The sequence below is a fragment of the uncultured Ruminococcus sp. genome (assembly GCF_937915125.1).
Taxonomy (GTDB): Bacteria; Bacillota; Clostridia; order Oscillospirales; family Ruminococcaceae; genus Ruminococcus_C.
Genome location: NZ_CALDMP010000028.1, coordinates 22,792 through 38,761, shown reverse-complemented (window position 1 = coordinate 38,761; position 15,970 = coordinate 22,792). Strand labels below are relative to the sequence as shown.

At 43.8% G+C, this 15,970-nt stretch carries 14 protein-coding genes and 1 pseudogene; 14 read left to right on the top strand and 1 reads right to left on the bottom strand.

What is annotated here, in order from left to right; translation table 11 throughout:
* From Q0418_RS03150 to Q0418_RS03130, 5 genes and pseudogenes are all read left to right on the top strand, one after another.
* Positions 1-305, top strand: a pseudogene (locus Q0418_RS03150) (phage tail protein); the annotation flags it as partial.
* An 11-nt stretch (positions 306-316) separates the two neighbouring features.
* Complete coding sequence (locus Q0418_RS03145) at positions 317-697, top strand: hypothetical protein (RefSeq protein ID WP_298482156.1); 381 nt, start codon at positions 317-319, stop codon at positions 695-697.
* Entirely contained in the window at positions 694-858 is a 165-nt protein-coding gene (locus Q0418_RS03140; protein WP_298482154.1) for a hypothetical protein, read from the top strand. The genes Q0418_RS03145 and Q0418_RS03140 overlap by 4 nt, the downstream gene beginning before the upstream one ends.
* Before the next feature lie 64 nt (positions 859-922).
* Entirely contained in the window at positions 923-1,663 is a 741-nt protein-coding gene (locus Q0418_RS03135) for a hypothetical protein (RefSeq protein WP_298482153.1), read from the top strand.
* A 60-nt stretch (positions 1,664-1,723) separates the two neighbouring features.
* Positions 1,724-4,981, top strand: a complete 3,258-nt coding sequence (locus Q0418_RS03130) for a phage tail tape measure protein (RefSeq protein WP_298482152.1) — start codon at positions 1,724-1,726, stop codon at positions 4,979-4,981.
* 12 nt (positions 4,982-4,993) lie between these two features.
* Here the strand turns inward: Q0418_RS03130 and Q0418_RS03125 are convergent, their stop codons facing one another.
* Positions 4,994-5,422: a hypothetical protein gene (locus tag Q0418_RS03125; RefSeq protein WP_298482150.1), complete on the bottom strand. Its 429-nt coding sequence runs from the start codon at positions 5,420-5,422 to the stop codon at positions 4,994-4,996.
* 91 nt (positions 5,423-5,513) lie between these two features.
* Between Q0418_RS03125 and Q0418_RS03120 the strand changes: the two genes are divergently transcribed.
* From Q0418_RS03120 to Q0418_RS03075, 9 genes are all read left to right on the top strand, one after another.
* On the top strand, positions 5,514-6,389 hold the full coding sequence (locus Q0418_RS03120) for a phage distal tail protein (protein WP_298482148.1): 876 nt from the start codon (positions 5,514-5,516) through the stop codon (positions 6,387-6,389).
* 3 nt (positions 6,390-6,392) lie between these two features.
* The gene (locus Q0418_RS03115) at positions 6,393-7,463 is read left to right on the top strand and encodes a siphovirus ReqiPepy6 Gp37-like family protein (RefSeq protein ID WP_298482146.1); all 1,071 of its coding nucleotides are present in this window, start codon (positions 6,393-6,395) and stop codon (positions 7,461-7,463) included.
* Positions 7,464-7,467: 4 nt separating this feature from the next.
* Positions 7,468-8,841 (top strand): leucine-rich repeat domain-containing protein, encoded by a 1,374-nt coding sequence (locus Q0418_RS03110; protein ID WP_298482145.1) that lies wholly within the window; start codon positions 7,468-7,470, stop codon positions 8,839-8,841.
* Positions 8,841-10,295 carry a hypothetical protein gene (locus Q0418_RS03105; protein WP_298482144.1) on the top strand — a complete coding sequence of 485 codons (1,455 nt, stop codon included), beginning with the start codon at positions 8,841-8,843 and terminating at the stop codon, positions 10,293-10,295. Before Q0418_RS03110 ends, Q0418_RS03105 begins: the two co-directional genes overlap by 1 nt.
* 5 nt (positions 10,296-10,300) lie before the next feature.
* Positions 10,301-10,741, top strand: a complete 441-nt coding sequence (locus Q0418_RS03100; protein ID WP_298482142.1) for a holin family protein — start codon at positions 10,301-10,303, stop codon at positions 10,739-10,741.
* 1 nt (position 10,742) lies between these two features.
* Entirely contained in the window at positions 10,743-11,648 is a 906-nt protein-coding gene (locus Q0418_RS03095) for an N-acetylmuramoyl-L-alanine amidase (protein ID WP_298482140.1), read from the top strand.
* 571 nt (positions 11,649-12,219) lie between these two features.
* The gene (locus tag Q0418_RS03085) at positions 12,220-12,420 is read left to right on the top strand and encodes an SHOCT domain-containing protein (RefSeq protein WP_298482136.1); all 201 of its coding nucleotides are present in this window, start codon (positions 12,220-12,222) and stop codon (positions 12,418-12,420) included.
* A gap of 20 nt (positions 12,421-12,440) precedes the next feature.
* Positions 12,441-14,342: a recombinase family protein gene (locus Q0418_RS03080; RefSeq protein WP_298482134.1), complete on the top strand. Its 1,902-nt coding sequence runs from the start codon at positions 12,441-12,443 to the stop codon at positions 14,340-14,342.
* Positions 14,327-15,907: a recombinase family protein gene (locus Q0418_RS03075; RefSeq protein ID WP_298482132.1), complete on the top strand. Its 1,581-nt coding sequence runs from the start codon at positions 14,327-14,329 to the stop codon at positions 15,905-15,907. Before Q0418_RS03080 ends, Q0418_RS03075 begins: the two co-directional genes overlap by 16 nt.
* Positions 15,908-15,970: the final 63 nt, after the last annotated feature.

Below are 15,970 nucleotides of genomic sequence, written 5' to 3'. Positions count from 1 at the left end.
ATGATGCAGAACCTGCGCAGTTTGCACTGATGTTTGAGTTCTCCGGTGACAAGCATAAAATTCGTCATGTCCTCTACTGTTGTTCTGCAAGCCGTCCCGCAACAGAAGGGCAGACAACGGAAGATTCTACTGAGGTTAAAACAGAAACACTGTCTCTCACCGCAACGGCACTTCCGACAGGCTTGGTGAAGGCAAAGACCTGTGAAGAAACAGATGAAACCACCTACAACAACTGGTACAAAATGCCGTACAATCCGGATACATCTGTGAAGACCACGACAACAGCGACCACAACTAAATCGTAAGGGGTGATTCTATGGCAATCAAGAAAAATATTCTGGTGGACGGTATGGAAGTGCCGTTCAAGGCAAGCGCTGCGGTACCCAGATTGTATCGCCTGAAATTCGGAAGAGATATTTACAAGGACTTTGCGGCACTGCAAAAATCTGTATCTGAGGGCGATGAGGATAGCTCTGGTCTGGACATTGAAAGCTTGGAGGTCTTTGAAAACATCGCCTATATTATGGCAAAACACGCAGACCCTGATAATGTTCCTTCATCTCCGGACAATTGGCTGGAGCAATTTAACACGTTCAGTATTTATGAAATTCTCCCACAACTGATTGAACTATGGGGTCTGAACATCGAAACACAGGTGGAATCTAAAAAAAACATCGCCCGATTGACAGGGAAATGACAACGCCGCTGTTTCTGCTCCGATGTGTGCAGTTGGGTCTGTCGATGGCGGATCTGGATCTGCTGTCGATTGGACTCGTCAATGATATGTTCACCGAGCGTGAGAATGATGCTGCGGAGTATGATTACAAAGCTACGCAGGGTGATTTTGATGCGTTCTGAGTCTTTACTTTTTCGACAAAACGTGCTATAATACTATTAGTCTATGTAAAAGGAGATTTGTAGCATGGCTGAAAACAAAACACTAAAAAATAAATCTGCACACGATGAATGTAGTAAACCTCATACGAACATTTATCAATATAAAAAAAGCATCGGACAATCTTCTTTTGAAGCACAGCAAAAAGTCGATATTATAGAGTTTTACCTTACAAATGATTTGGCTGATGCTGAGATATCACGTGAAATACTGCGTGATGAATACAGATGGAAGAATAAAAATGGTCGCTTGAATAGTAACAAATTACTCTCACTTTTACTTGAAAAAGCGAAATTGACAAATAGTATTTGTTTTTTGCGTAGCGACAGCATTGATGAAACACTTGTAAGGATGGGATTTGTTGATACAAAAACTCTCAGAGCTGCGAAAAGTGATGTCGTTCAAAGAGCAAATCTTGGTATTTGTATTGATTGTCCAAGAGGTGTGTTAAAGTGGCGTTATAAAACAGTAATCACTGAAGATGAAACTGTCAAATATGTATACACTTCAAACTCAAATTCTCCTCAAGATGAAGATGAAACAAATAAGTTTCATGAAACAATGCTCTCCTGCCTTTTTAGACACATTCGTAATTCGATTGCTCATAATAACACTTATTTTTTTGAGAATGGAAATGTTCTATTCGTTGACTTTGATACAAATAAAGAATTATCTGCCATGCTTTTGATCAATAAACAAGTGTTATTAGACTGGAGAGACTTGATAATCGCCGGTCCACAAAAATATGTCGAAAACGAAGAAGAATAACATAATAAGCACTTGCCACGGCAGGTGCTTTTCTTATGCCCTGACGAGGAGGTGACCCCCATGGCAAACAGAATCAAAGGCATCACCGTCGAGATTAACGGTGATACCACCAAGCTTTCCAAAGCGCTGGAAAGCGTCAACAAGAACATCAAGAGTACCCAGACACAGCTGAAAGACGTGGAAAAGCTGCTGAAGCTTGACCCTACCAATACAGAGCTTTTATCCCAAAAGCAGAAGCTGTTAGCCGATGCGGTTTCCTCCACAAAAGAAAAACTGGAAACACTGAAAACTGCGGCAGAACAGGCAAATACAGCCCTTGCAAACGGTGACATCACGCAGGAACAATACGATGCTCTCCAACGTGAAATCATTGAAACGGAACAGGAACTTCGGAATCTGCAAACTGAAGCGGATAAAACCAACACAGCATTTGCGAAAATCGGTGCAGCTGGTGAAGTGATGCAGAATGTTGGTGATAAGATCTCCGGTGCAGGTGAAAAACTGCTTCCTGTGACTGCCGGAATCACTGCTCTGGGAACCGCTGCTGTTAAAACAGGAGCAGACTTTGATGCTGCCATGAGCAAAGTCGCCGCTGTATCTGGTGCAACTGGCGAAGATCTGGAGGCACTGCGTGCCAAAGCCCGTGAAATGGGTTCTCAAACAAAATTCTCCGCAAGTGAAGCTGCTGAAGCCATGAACTATATGGCAATGGCAGGCTGGAAAACAGAAGATATGCTCTCCGGCATCGAAGGTGTCATGAATCTTGCTGCCGCTTCGGGAGAAGATTTGGCTACTACCTCTGATATTGTGACAGATGCGTTGACTGCTTTTGGTTTGACTGCTGCCGACAGTGCCCACTTTGCTGATGTGCTGGCGGCAGCATCCAGTAATGCCAATACAAACGTTTCCATGATGGGCGAAACCTTTAAGTATGCTGCTCCGGTTGCAGGCTCTCTTGGCTTTTCCGTAGAAGATACAGCAGAGGCTATCGGCTTGATGGCAAACGCCGGAATCAAGTCCACCCAGGCAGGAACATCACTGCGCTCTATTATGACTGCCCTTGCAGGCGATGTGAAATTCTGTGGTGAGACACTCGGTGAAGTGGAAATTCAGACCACCAATGCAGACGGCAGTATGCGTGAACTTTCCGATATTCTGGCTGATTGCAGAGTCGCTTTTGCCGGACTTTCTGAATCGGAACAGGCATCTGCTGCACAGGCTCTTGTGGGCAAAAATGCAATGTCCGGATTCCTTGCACTGATGAATGCCGCGCCTACGGATATTGACAAGCTTTCCGGTGCAATCAGTAACTGTGACGGCACGTCCCTTTCCATGGCAGAAACCATGCAGGACAACCTTGCCGGACAGCTGACTATTCTGAAATCTCAGCTGGAAGAACTGGCAATCAGTTTCAGTGACATTCTGATGCCTGTCATTCGTTCCATTGTTTCCCATATGCAAGGATTGGTGGATAAGCTGAATCAGCTGGATCCGCAAACAAAAGAAACCATTGTAAAAATTGCCCTGGTGGCGGCAGTTCTGGGACCCATGCTCATTGTACTGGGCAAGACAATCTCCGGCGTTGGCAGTGTCCTTTCTCTGGTATCAAAAGCACCTGCTGCGATTGGTGCGGTCAAAGGCGGGATTACAGCTGTTACCGGTGCATTGGGCGTTTCAATGGGAACAATTCTTGCCGTGGTTGCGGCAATTGCGGCACTTGTGGCGGCTTTTATGCATCTATGGAATACGAATGAAGATTTCAAAAATAACATTCTTGGTATCTGGGAACAGATCAAGAGTACATTTTCCAATCTGACGCAAGGCATCACCGACCGCATCAATGCGCTGGGATTTGATTTTGAGAGCTTCACAGAAATGCTGAAAGCGGCTTGGGATGCTTTGTGCAACTTGCTCGCACCTGTATTTGAGGGCGTATTCCAGAATATCGCAAATATTTTCTCTGAAATTTCCGGCATCATTCTGGGATTGCTGGATGTGTTTATCGGCTTGTTTACCGGCAACTGGAGTCAGCTGTGGGACGGCATTAAAGGCATATTTACTTCCATTTGGGATTTTATAGTAAACACGTTTTCCAATATACTGAACACCTTGAAAGGCATTGCCGATGTGGTGCTTGGCTGGTTCGGTACAAGTTGGAATGAGGTCTGGACTTCTATCAAGGACTTCTTTGTGAATATCTGGACGAATATTTCCACATTTTTTACCGTGATTATTACCGGAATCCGAGACTTTTTCGTCAACATCTGGACTGGAATCTACACCTTTTTCAGCAATATTTTTAACGCCATTTACACAGTGGTTTCCACAGTATTCCAGACCATTTACAACACCATTATGACTGTCTGGAACAGCATTTATGAAACCATTGCGCCTCTTCTGGATGCTTTCAAATATTTATTTGAGACAATATTTCAGGCGATTCAGATTCTAATCGGTACGGCGATGGACTGGATTTCGCAGAAGATTTCCGCTATCTGGAATGCAATCGTTTCATTTCTGACGCCGATTCTGGAGGGTATTAAGACCACTTTTGAAACTATATGGAATGGAATCAAAACTGCCATTGACACAGTACTTGGTGCGATTCAGTCTGTGATAACTTCGGTCTGGAATGCGATTTATGGCTTTTTGAGTCCCATTCTGAACAGCATCAAAAGCGTGGTTTCTTCTGTTTGGGATTCTATTTCCAGCAAGATTTCAAGCATCATGAACACCATCAAATCCACGATCTCCAACATCTGGGACAGCATTAAAAGCGCTGTTTCCACAAAGGTCAGCGGCGTGAAAACTGCCATTCAGGACGGATTTCAGGCGGCGGTTGACTGGATCAAGGGGCTTGCCTCTGATGCATGGAACTGGGGTGCAGATATTATCAGCGGTATCATTGACGGCATTAAGAGCATGATAAACAATCTGGCGGATACAGTCACTGGTGTGGCAGATACCATTCGTGATTTTCTGCACTTTTCTGTACCGGACAAAGGCCCGTTGACGGACTACGAAAGCTGGATGCCGGACTTTATGAAAGGATTAGCTGAGGGCATTAACAAGAGCAAGAAGTATGTGGAAAAAGCGGTCGGTGGTGTTGCTCAGGCAATGCGGATAACCATGGATTCTGATTTGAATTACAGCTTGCATGGAATCTCCGGAGCAATGCTGCCCGGCAGTTCCGGTGGAACGGTGAACAATTATTACAATACCGACAACCGGAAAACGGTGAATCAGACGAATCAATCGCCGAAGGCATTGTCACGGTTGGAGATTTATCGGTTGACACGGAATGCGTTGAATGTGTAATGGGGTGAAAGTTTATGCATCAGGGCTTTCCGGTACAACAGTGAAATCTCCCGTACTAGAACAAAATGTATATAATGGATAACCAAAAGTACCATCTTCGTGAATAGATTTCACAAGTGTTTCAATAAAGAAATGACACCAATCTTCTGATGGTGGTTCGGCACCTGCTTTTTGTTCAGTTATCCATAATCCACTTTTAAGTTTTCTTGTTTTTGTATTCATCACTAAACCAATCTCTGAATCATAGAAATCAAACGTACCAATGAAGGTAAAATCTCCATCATCAATACAAATTTCTGCTTTCAAATTTTCAGGTACTTCACCAAGCGTAATCATCATTCTTCCAATGATTTTTCCATTTTCATTTTCAAAACGCTGAATAACTCCTCGCTCATTCAAAATTTTTTCAACAGTTTGAAACAATTTTGAATCTTCTAACATCGTCATCAACTCCTTCATTCGTTTGGAACAACATATTTTATTTGTACATTTATTATACCACACTCCACAAGAAAAAACAAGGAGGTATCACATGTATTTCACCCTCATCCTCGAAAACGAATCCGGCGAACAAGTGAACCTATCCGCCACCGCCAACCAATACATGACCTCAAAAATTGACGGCTTGAATCCTCCTGCCGGAACAATCAGCACCTCCACCTACGCAGGTATGGACGGCAGCTATCTGAACAATTCCTTTATCGAAAAAAGAAATGTGGTTATCTCCTTTCAGATGCGTGGGATTGATATTGAAAAACGCAGACATCTGCTGTATCGTGTAGTCAAACCGTCCCGATATATCAAGGTTTTCTACAAGACTGCCGGAATTGATGTGTACACGGAAGGGTATGTAGAGACCTGCGAAGTCAACAACTTCGATGCCCTCACAAGCGGACAGATCAGCATTATCTGCCCTGCCCCATATTGGTACAGTACCTCTGCGGTCTATGCCTACTATAGCCAAGTGACTGGAGCATTCCATTTCCCGTTTCCGGAAAGTGATGCTCCTTTTCCTCTGGGCATTTACAGCACAACGGACAACATTATCATACAGAATGACGGTGATGAAACCGGATTCACGATTCAAATAGAGGCTTCATCAAGTGAAACAGTGCCGGAAATAGCGGCATATACCCCGACTATCTATAATGCAGATACGGGAGAATACCTGCAAATCAAAGGCGAAATCCTGAAAGGAGATGTCATCACGATTACAACCAAAACAGGCAATAAAACCGTTACCCTTACCCGTAACGGTGTGGACAGCAATATCATCAACCGACTGGTATCCGGTTCAACATGGCTTTCTCTTCGGGAGGGCAAAAATACATTTCATGTGCAGGCAGTGCGAGGTGTAAAAAATCTAAAGGTCACGCTGATGCACAGAAATGCTTATTTAGGAGTGTGAAAAATGCAGATTGAAATTTACAGCTTAACAGCAAATGAAAAACAAATTTCCATTGACCTCGTTGCAGTCTGCGACAATTTTTCTTCTCTCCTGTGGGACGTGGAATATTATCAGTGCGGTTCATTTGAAGTGTACATTGCCGCCAATCCGCAGAATGTGGAGATTTTTCAGCTTGGCAGGATTGTTGGCAGAGATGATGATAGTGAACACTTTGGCATCATTGAATCGGTGAAAATCGAAACCGATGCAGAGGATGGCGATTATCTCACAGTATCCGGCAGATTTCTCACTTGCCTGCTGGAGCGAAGAATTATTTATCCGTCTTTTTCAGCGAACAACACCTACGAAAACATTGTCAGAAACGTGCTGTCGCAGAACGTAATCTCGGCAGGCATTCGCAGTATTCCAGGACTTTCTATGGGAACAGTCAGCGGTGACTGCTGGCAGGGCAAAACAAGATTACAGGTCAGCTATGATAATCTGATGGAATGGCTGTATACCATTTGTGAAACCATCGGCGGATCTGCTAATATCCGCATGGACGGCAATACGCTGAAATGCGATTTATTTGAGGGAACGGACAGAAGTATTCTTCAGTCTGAAAATCCGCATATTGTTTTCTCTGATTCCTACAACAATCTGCTTTCATTTTCCTATGCTGCGGATTCATCTGTACAGAAGAATTTTGCATATGTTTTCGGCAGTGGTGAAGGGAGTGCAAGAAAACGGACTACATATTATTCTGATACAGAACCTACTTACCTTGATCGATATGAAGTGTATGTGGATGAGCGAAACACTGCACAGGAGGAAGAGGTCAGCGATGCAGAATATCTGGAGCTATTAAAAGAATCTGGTGCAGAAAATATGATTTCTCCGCAGACGGCATCGGAATCCACTATCGCAGCATTTTCCAACCAGTATCAGTACAACAAGGATTACTTTGTCGGTGATTATGTAACAGTGGAGCATACACGATTTGGCTTGATACAGCCGAAAATACAGCTGATCGGCATGATTGAAAGCTTTGACCAGAATGGTCGGAGCTTAACACCAACATTCAAAGGAGCGTGATTTTATGGCATTTTCATATGGATTTTTCAATGCAAAGAATCTGGACAGAGTGTATACCGCAGAAGATTTCACAGGCTACCTGTCCAGCCTGATTTGTAACGGCATTCTTGATACATACGGAGATAACTTTTCAGTGACCGCAGGCGGTGATTTATCTGTTGTAATGGGTACAGGAAAAGCATGGATTGGCGGTCATTATTTCATCAACGATATGGCGTATACCCTTGACCTGCGGCAGTATGTTGATGAATCTCTAAGCCGTTATGTAATCATAGGCATCAGCTGTGATGTGAGTGATTCCGTTCGTGCCTGCAAGCTGGAAGTCAAGTCCGGCACGGCAGCAACTTCTCCGTCTGTTCCTACCTTTGAAAATACAGACACGAAAACCTATCTGACACTTGCGTCAGTCCGTTTAAATGGCGGTATCACAAGCATTTCTCAGTCCAATATCAAGGATTACCGCAGTGATGAGAAAAAGTGCGGTTATGTGAAGTGTATTCTTGGAAAATGCAAGGTTTCTGAAATTCTTGCCGCTTTAGACAGCTACAATAAAACTGTTACAGAACTGAATAATCGTGTTGCAGAATTTCAGGAGCGTTTAGCAGAAGTAGAGGAAATCTGCGGTACAACAGGTGTTATTCTGGTTTCTGCCGGACAGTGTGGAGAGAATGTTTTTTATGCATTGTATTCTGATGGCTCTTTGAAACTGAATGGCAGCGGTGCGACTTATAAATATGATACAGATAACCGTTCTCCATTTTACAAAAATGCAATTGTGGAGAGTATCACTGTTTCTTCCAACATTACTGAACTGGGGCAAAAGATTTTTGAGGACTGTGATAATCTGAAAAAGGCATCTCTGCCGACTACTGTTACATCAATTGGTTCAGAGGCATTTGCCATTCATGAAGATCTGATTGGTGTTGTACACGGTCTGGAACAGATTACAATTCCGTCATCTGTCAAATCTATTGGTGATTATGCATTTTGTAATACAAAACTGACCGAAATTACGGTACCTGCAAGTGTAACATCAGTCGGGGATTATGTATTCCGTGATTGTGCAAGGATGAAAACGGCTCGGATTGACAGCAGCATGATTGGTGCTTTTATGTTCACTTCCTGTTCTGCACTTTCCAGTCTGACAATTTCTGCAAAATGCAAGTCTATCGGTGCTAATGTCATAACCTATTGCAGCAGCCTTGAAACAATTACTTATGAAGGCACAATTGCACAATGGAATGCCATTCAAAAGCCGAACAACTGGATGTCCTCCGGTCAGCATTATTACAATGACTATCTGAAGAAAATTCAGTGTACAGATGGCTATCTGGAATACGATACTGAAAATTATACGTGGAATGAGGTGAATGATTGATGCTGAAATTTTTAGTCAGACAGCAGAAAATTGAAATTCTGGAGCGTGAGATCATTGCATCCGACCAGATTGCATTTGTCACGTTAAAATTTACCTTTGACGGTGACTGGAAGAAGTTCCATAAGGTGGTACAGTTTACGCAGTGCGATGAAACTTACAACAGAGTACTTGGAACGGATGGCTTGTCTTGCTTGCTGCCAGCAGAACTTCATGCAGGTGCTGTGAAAATGTCGGTGTTCGGTTATGATGCTGAGAATACGGAGGGACTTCGTGCAACGACTGTTCCTATCACGCTGAATATTCGTCAATCCGGGTTTGTAGGAGATGATGACAACAGTCCGATACCTCCAACACCGGATTTATACACACAGCTTTTGCAGAAAATTAGCGATAAAGGAAAAGACGGAAAATCAGCGTATGAAATTGCAGTGGAAAATGGATTTGTCGGTACTGAAATTGAATGGCTGGAAAGTCTGAAAGGTCTTGATGGTAAAGACGGCATCAACGGCAAAGACGGTGTCGATGGTGCACCAGGGCAAGACGGCATTGATGGTCAGAATGGTACAGACGGTCAGAACGGAGTCAATGGTTCTGATGGGAAATCTGCTTATGAAATTGCTGTAGAAAACGGGTTTGTTGGAACAGAATCCGAATGGCTTGTTTCACTTGAAGGTTCAGACGGTAAAGATGGTCAAGACGGAGTTAATGGCTCTGACGGCAAATCCGCATACATAATTGCCGTAGAGCATGGATTTACTGGAACAGAAACAGAATGGCTTGCCTCTTTGAAAGGTACTGACGGAAAAGATGGCGCAGACGGACAACCGGGAAAGGATGCACCGGAAGTTGACCTGTCCAATTATGCCACCAAAGACCAGTTGCAGAAAATCAAGGAAAATGCTGTTTATCTGGAGAATCTCATCAAGAACGGGGCATCCGTTAGCTATACTGTTTTGTTTGAAGCAAGTGCAGATTCACTGACCGATTACGGCGAAAATATATACACCTATTATAATGACGGTTACCGTTCTCTTGCGGGCTTTGTGGAAAGCTATCCGCATTTCTGCTGTGCTGAAAATGACTTTGCGCTATACTTCAACCAGACCGATTTCAGCTGGGCAGGAACGGTATTTGTTCTTTGTCTGACACCAGTTGTTCTGACTTCTTCCATGCATTTGATTCTCAGCTATACAGTAGGAGCATCGCAGGATGCAGAATTCTATCTTGTGAGAAAAATCGATAAAACAGGCTCTGAACTTGCTCAGTATATCTATGAAGAAATACAGGCAGGCAATGCAGTGGAGTTATCATTCAAATGGCTTTATTCCGATACATATATTTCCGTTATGCAGTCACTGGAAAATGTACAGGATGGAGAATATTATCTTGCCTTTAAAGGCACATCGGACAACTCACATCCGATGATTAAAACAATCAAATTTATGAAGGGATGATGTTTATGAAAGAATGGATCTGTATGATTGCTGGCATTGTTGGTGGCTTCATCGCCACACTGCTTGGCGGTTGGGATTCTGCTCTTGTTACTCTTATTGTATTTATGGGGGTGGACTTATTTACAGGTGTGGTCACTGCAGCCATGGGCAGATCAAAGCACACTGACAGCGGAGGTTTATCTTCAAAAGCAGGCTGGTTTGGACTTGCAAAAAAGGTCTGCACCTTGCTTCTTATTGCTGTTGCAGTGAGAATGGATATTCTGCTCGGTACAACTTACATTCGTGATGCCGTCTGCATTAGCTTTTGCCTGAATGAACTGCTGTCTATTGTAGAAAATACATCACTTATGGGAGTTCCTTTTCCGCCCGCAATCAAAAAAGCAATCGATGTTCTGCAAACAAAAGTCGGCAGAATAGAAGAGAAAAGCGACAAGGAGGACGAATAATATGGCTATCTTAAAACCTGATAAAACAACAACCCTCGGTGGTGTAACCGTCAACGAGTATTTGCTAACAAACCACAATCCAAATCATATTGATATGCCCTCTGTATCTATGGAGGGCAAAATTATTGGTATTACTGTTCACAACACCGATTGGATTACAACAGCTGCAGGGACGACTCCTGCGGAGCAGTACACCAGAGCAACGGTCAACGGCAATATGAACGATGTCAGAGTTCACTATTATGTTGACAACACATGTGCGTGGCAGAATCTCCCTTTAACGCTTAGCGGCTGGCACGCCGCTGATGGTAGCGGAAACGGCAACCGCAGAACCATTGCGATTGAGTGTATTATGTCTTCTGCATACAATGACAAGGATAAGAAGTCCGAGGATAACTGTGCAAGACTTGCGGCTGCACTTTTAAAGAAATATAATCTTGACATCAACCACCTTTACACCCACACGCACTGGCTGAATGTCCGTGATGGGAAGTCTGGTACTGTGGATTATCTCAATACAGCGAAAAATCCGTACAAAACGTGTCCTCTGTACATTCTGCCCCATTGGGCAGAGTTTAAGAAAAAGGTGCAATCCTACATGAACTCCGGTTCTTCTGCACCTGCAACAACACAGCTTTATCGTGTCCGCAAAACATGGGCTGATGCAAAAAGTCAAATTGGTGCATATGCCTCTTTGGAGAATGCGAAAAGAGCTTGTAAAGACGGCTATTCTGTTTGTGATTGGAACGGAAATATCGTTTATCCATCCAAGAAATCCATTGACGAAATTGCTCGTGAAGTCATTCAAGGCAAATGGGGCAATGGTGCGGAACGTAAACAGAAACTGACTGCTGCAGGTTATGATTACAATGCAGTACAGAAGCGAGTCAATGAACTGCTAGGATAACTGAATAATCACACAGCAATAATGCCCATCGAGGAGTCGTTTCCTTGGTAGGCATTATTTTTTTGCCGCAAAACGGAATAATCGCAGATTCCAATACATAGCTGTCAAAGGGAGAACTAATTAACGATTCAACTATGAATCGAAGGAACAACCCTTGATGATTGGAGGTCTGCGATTGTGACAAATGAGCAAAAAAAACAAATCTTAGCCTACAAAAGAGACGGCTTTGGATATAAGAAAATCGGTCAGTTGATGGGGCTGTCGGAGAATACAATCAAGAGCTTTTACAAGCGGAACAAACCGGAAGAAAATCAAATCGATGTGCAGAACGGGATTTGTCCCTGTTGTGGTGAACCAATACAAGTATCCACTGGCAGAAAGCAGAGAAAGTTCTGCTCCGACAAATGCCGGATGAAATGGTGGAATGAGCATCTCGACCGTGTGGATAAAAAAGCAAATTACGAATTCGTTTGCGCCTACTGTAAAAAGCCTTTCACAGCTTATGGAAATGCGCATAGGAAGTATTGCTGCCACGAGTGCTACATCGAGGACAGATTCGGAGGTAGCGGCAATGTCTAAGGAAGAAATGGAGAGAGAAAAACTGTATCAGGCAACGATGGCGATGGCTCGTTCTATGCTTCGGCAATGCCTTATCACTGAGGATGAATACCGTCAAATTGATACAATTTTTACCGAAAAATACGCTCCAAGTTCGGGTACATTATTTGCCGACATTGACTTGATAAATGCCGAAAAGTACGGGAATATATGATGCTGACAAGGAGTGATTCTATGCGAAAGATAAGCAAAATTGAACCCAAAGCGGCGGCTATAAAGCCTAAGAAAAAGGTTGCAGCTTATGCCAGAGTGTCAAGAGACACCGAACGTTTACTGCATTCCGCATCGGCACAGGTCAGCTATTACAGCAGTATGATTCAAAAGAATCCTGACTGGCAGTACGCAGGGGTATATGCAGATTATGGCATATCTGGCACAAAGGTTGCAAAGCGTGACGAGTTCTGCCGAATGCTGCAGGACTGCGAAGATGGGAAAATCGACATTATCCTTACAAAGTCCATCAGCCGATTCGCAAGAAATACGGTTGACCTTCTGGAAACGGTACGGCATTTGAAAAGTCTCGGTGTGGAAGTGCGATTTGAAAAAGAGCATATCAATTCCATGAGCGGTGACGGAGAACTGATGCTTTCCATCCTGGCATCCTTTGCACAGGAAGAAAGCCGTTCCATTTCAGACAACTGTAAATGGGGTATCCGCAAGCGTTTTCAGTCCGGTGAGATTGGTATGGCAAATAAGCACCTAAGTGGCTACCAATACGATGAGAAACAGAAATGCTACATGGTAGTTCCTGAAGAAGCCGAAATGGTGCGATGGATGTTTCGAATGTACCTTGACGGCACAACACTGCGAAATATTGCAAAAAATATGAATGATGCAGGATACCGCACAATCAACGACAAGCTCTTTAATAAATCTACGGTAAGGCAACTTTTGCATAACGATATTTATGCAGGAATTATCCGCAGACAGAAATCCTACATACCAGACCCCATTTTAGGGAAAAAGGTCATCAATGATGGTGTTCTGCCACAGTATATTATCGAGGATGCTCATGAAGCCATTATCGACAAGGAAACCTATGAATTAGTACTTGCTGAGCATAGGCGTAGAGAGTCGATGCAAAATCCGACCTACCCATTTACCAGAAAGATAAAGTGCGGTATCTGCGGCAGATCATACGCAAGGGTAGCAGCCGCAAAAGAAACTCAATGTGCAAGATGGCTGTGCCGCAGTAAGAAGGAAAAAGGTATGAACTGCGGAAGTCAGAGTTTTACGGAGCCAAAGCTCCAAGAAATATGTGCAGAGCTAATGGGAACGGATGGATTTGACGAGCAGAAGTTCAATGAAGCAGTCAACAGCATCACTGTGCTGGATGGCGGAGATGTTCAGATGCAGTTCAAGGGCGGCGAAACAAAAACATGGAAAATGCCACCAAAGCCTGTGAAGGTCAAAAAGGAAAAAGTACTAAAAATACCGCACAACTTATTGGATGGGAAAATCTTCTGTGGGATGTGCGGCAAGCGGTATGGCAGAGCCATAAGTACCACGAAAGACGGCGGACATTTATATTGGAGCTGCAGAGCAAAGCACCAGCATGGCATTACCTGCGACAGCGTGAACTATGCAGATACGGAAATCAGAGAAATCTTCTGTAAAGTGATGCAGAAAAAGTCCTTTGATGATGAGTTTTTCACCGCAACCGTAGAAAAGATGGTAGTCCAGAAAACAGGCAGTATCGATTTTTATCTGAAAGACGGCATGGTCAAGCACTTTGAAACATTAAAACTTAGAGTGAATGTTCATCAAAGCACCTCGACAGACGAGTTTATCGGAAAAATCAGATGCGGCATCTGTGGGAATGTACTTCGCAGGTATTGCAGCTACGGAAAGTACCACTATTGGTATTGCCCAGGCAAATCAAAAGTCAGAACAGAGTGCAACGCACAGGACTTGGCAGACTGCAATCTGCGAACCGTATCCGCTTACATTATGGGTACAGAAGAATTTGATGCCTCTGAGTTTGCGAAGCAAGTCAAAGCGATCATAGTCCAGAAGGACGGTAGTTTGAAATATTATTTTTACGATGGAAGTGAGAAAACATGGCAAAAAATGTGAGGACAATCCCTGCTACAATTAGTCGATTCACCGCCACTCCACTTACCGCAAAAGAAAAGCGAAAGGTGGCAGCCTATGCTCGTGTCAGCACTGACCACGAGGAACAGCAGTCGAGTTATGAGGCACAGGTGGATTATTACACAAATTATATCAAAGGGCGTGATGATTGGGAGTTCGCAGGTTTATATTCAGATGAAGGTATCAGTGCGACCAACACCAAACACCGTGACGGTTTCAATTCGATGGTGCAGGATGCATTGGCGGGAAAGATAGATCTTATCATCACAAAATCGGTCAGCCGATTTGCAAGAAATACGGTTGACAGCCTTTCTACGATACGAAAATTGAAAGAAAACGGCTGCGAATGCTACTTTGAAAAAGAGAATATATGGACATTTGATGCAAAGGGCGAACTGCTCATCACGATTATGAGTTCTCTTGCACAGGAAGAAAGCCGTTCTATTTCAGAGAATACCACATGGGGACAGCGTAAGCGTTTTGCAGATGGCAAGGTAACTGTACCGTTTGGCAGGTTCCTTGGTTATGACCGTGGCCCCGATGGGAATCTTGTGGTCAATGAGGAACAGGCAAAGACAGTGCAGCTGATTTATAAACTGTTTCTGGACGGCTACTCCTGCGGCAAGGTAGCGAAAAAGCTGACGGGTCTTGGCATTCCGACACCCGGCGGCAAGAAGAACTGGAGCAGTTCTACGGTAAGGAGCATTCTGACAAACGAGAAGTACAAGGGCGATGCACTTTTACAGAAGGTCTACACCGCAGACTTCCTTACCAAAGAGAAAAAGAAGAATAACGGCGAAGTACCTCAATACTATGTGGAGAAAAACCACGAAGCCATCATTGACCCTCGTATTTTTGAGCAGGTGCAGGCAGAAATGGAACGCCGCACCAATTCAGAAGGGCGGTACAGTGGTACAGGTATTTTTGCATCGAAAATCAAGTGTGGAGACTGTAGTGGCTGGTTCGGCTCTAAGGTATGGCATTCCAACGACAAGTACCGTCGGGTGATCTATCAGTGCAATCATAAATTTAAGAATGGCTGCAAGTGTAAAACACCGCATCTGACCGAAGATGAAATCAAAGAGGTATTTATCAAGGCAGTCAATCAATATCTTTCAGAGCGTGAGGCTCTGATGGAAAATGCGGAAACCATTCTGCATTTGCTCTCGGACACTGCTGAACTGGAAAAGCGGCTTGATGAGAGTGCCGTAAAGATGAATGCTCTGGTGGAACAGACGGAGAACATTGTGGCAGAGAATGCCCGTGTGGCACTCGACCAGACCGCCTATAATAAACGCTACGACAGTTTGATTTCACAGTATGAAGCTGAGAAATACACCTACGATAAGCTGGAATCTGAAATTGCAGATAAGAAGGCTCGGCATCAACAGCTGCAGGACTTCATCATTGCGGTCAAGGAAACCGCACAGTTTCAGACAGAATTTGATAAAGGACTGTGGTGTGCCTTGGTGGATTTCCTTACGGTGAAAAGCAAGGATGAGATTACAGTGACCTTCCGTGATGGAACAGAGATTACAGTGGAATAAGCAAATAAGCCGATTTTGCACTCAGGGTTTTTGAAGCCTTGGGTGCTTTTTTCTATGCACTCA

Bases quoted from the DNA above. Each gene is read 5' to 3' on its own strand.
- Q0418_RS03145 (WP_298482156.1), top strand. From the start codon at position 317: ATGGCAATCAAGAAAAATATTCTGGTGGACGGTATGGAAGTGCCGTTC.
- Q0418_RS03140 (WP_298482154.1), top strand. From the start codon at position 694: ATGACAACGCCGCTGTTTCTGCTCCGATGTGTGCAGTTGGGTCTGTCG.
- Q0418_RS03135 (WP_298482153.1), top strand. From the start codon at position 923: ATGGCTGAAAACAAAACACTAAAAAATAAATCTGCACACGATGAATGT.
- Q0418_RS03130 (WP_298482152.1), top strand. From the start codon at position 1,724: ATGGCAAACAGAATCAAAGGCATCACCGTCGAGATTAACGGTGATACC.
- Q0418_RS03125 (WP_298482150.1), bottom strand. From the start codon at position 5,422: ATGTTAGAAGATTCAAAATTGTTTCAAACTGTTGAAAAAATTTTGAAT.
- Q0418_RS03120 (WP_298482148.1), top strand. From the start codon at position 5,514: ATGTATTTCACCCTCATCCTCGAAAACGAATCCGGCGAACAAGTGAAC.
- Q0418_RS03115 (WP_298482146.1), top strand. From the start codon at position 6,393: ATGCAGATTGAAATTTACAGCTTAACAGCAAATGAAAAACAAATTTCC.
- Q0418_RS03110 (WP_298482145.1), top strand. From the start codon at position 7,468: ATGGCATTTTCATATGGATTTTTCAATGCAAAGAATCTGGACAGAGTG.
- Q0418_RS03105 (WP_298482144.1), top strand. From the start codon at position 8,841: ATGCTGAAATTTTTAGTCAGACAGCAGAAAATTGAAATTCTGGAGCGT.
- Q0418_RS03100 (WP_298482142.1), top strand. From the start codon at position 10,301: ATGAAAGAATGGATCTGTATGATTGCTGGCATTGTTGGTGGCTTCATC.
- Q0418_RS03095 (WP_298482140.1), top strand. From the start codon at position 10,743: ATGGCTATCTTAAAACCTGATAAAACAACAACCCTCGGTGGTGTAACC.
- Q0418_RS03085 (WP_298482136.1), top strand. From the start codon at position 12,220: ATGTCTAAGGAAGAAATGGAGAGAGAAAAACTGTATCAGGCAACGATG.
- Q0418_RS03080 (WP_298482134.1), top strand. From the start codon at position 12,441: ATGCGAAAGATAAGCAAAATTGAACCCAAAGCGGCGGCTATAAAGCCT.
- Q0418_RS03075 (WP_298482132.1), top strand. From the start codon at position 14,327: ATGGCAAAAAATGTGAGGACAATCCCTGCTACAATTAGTCGATTCACC.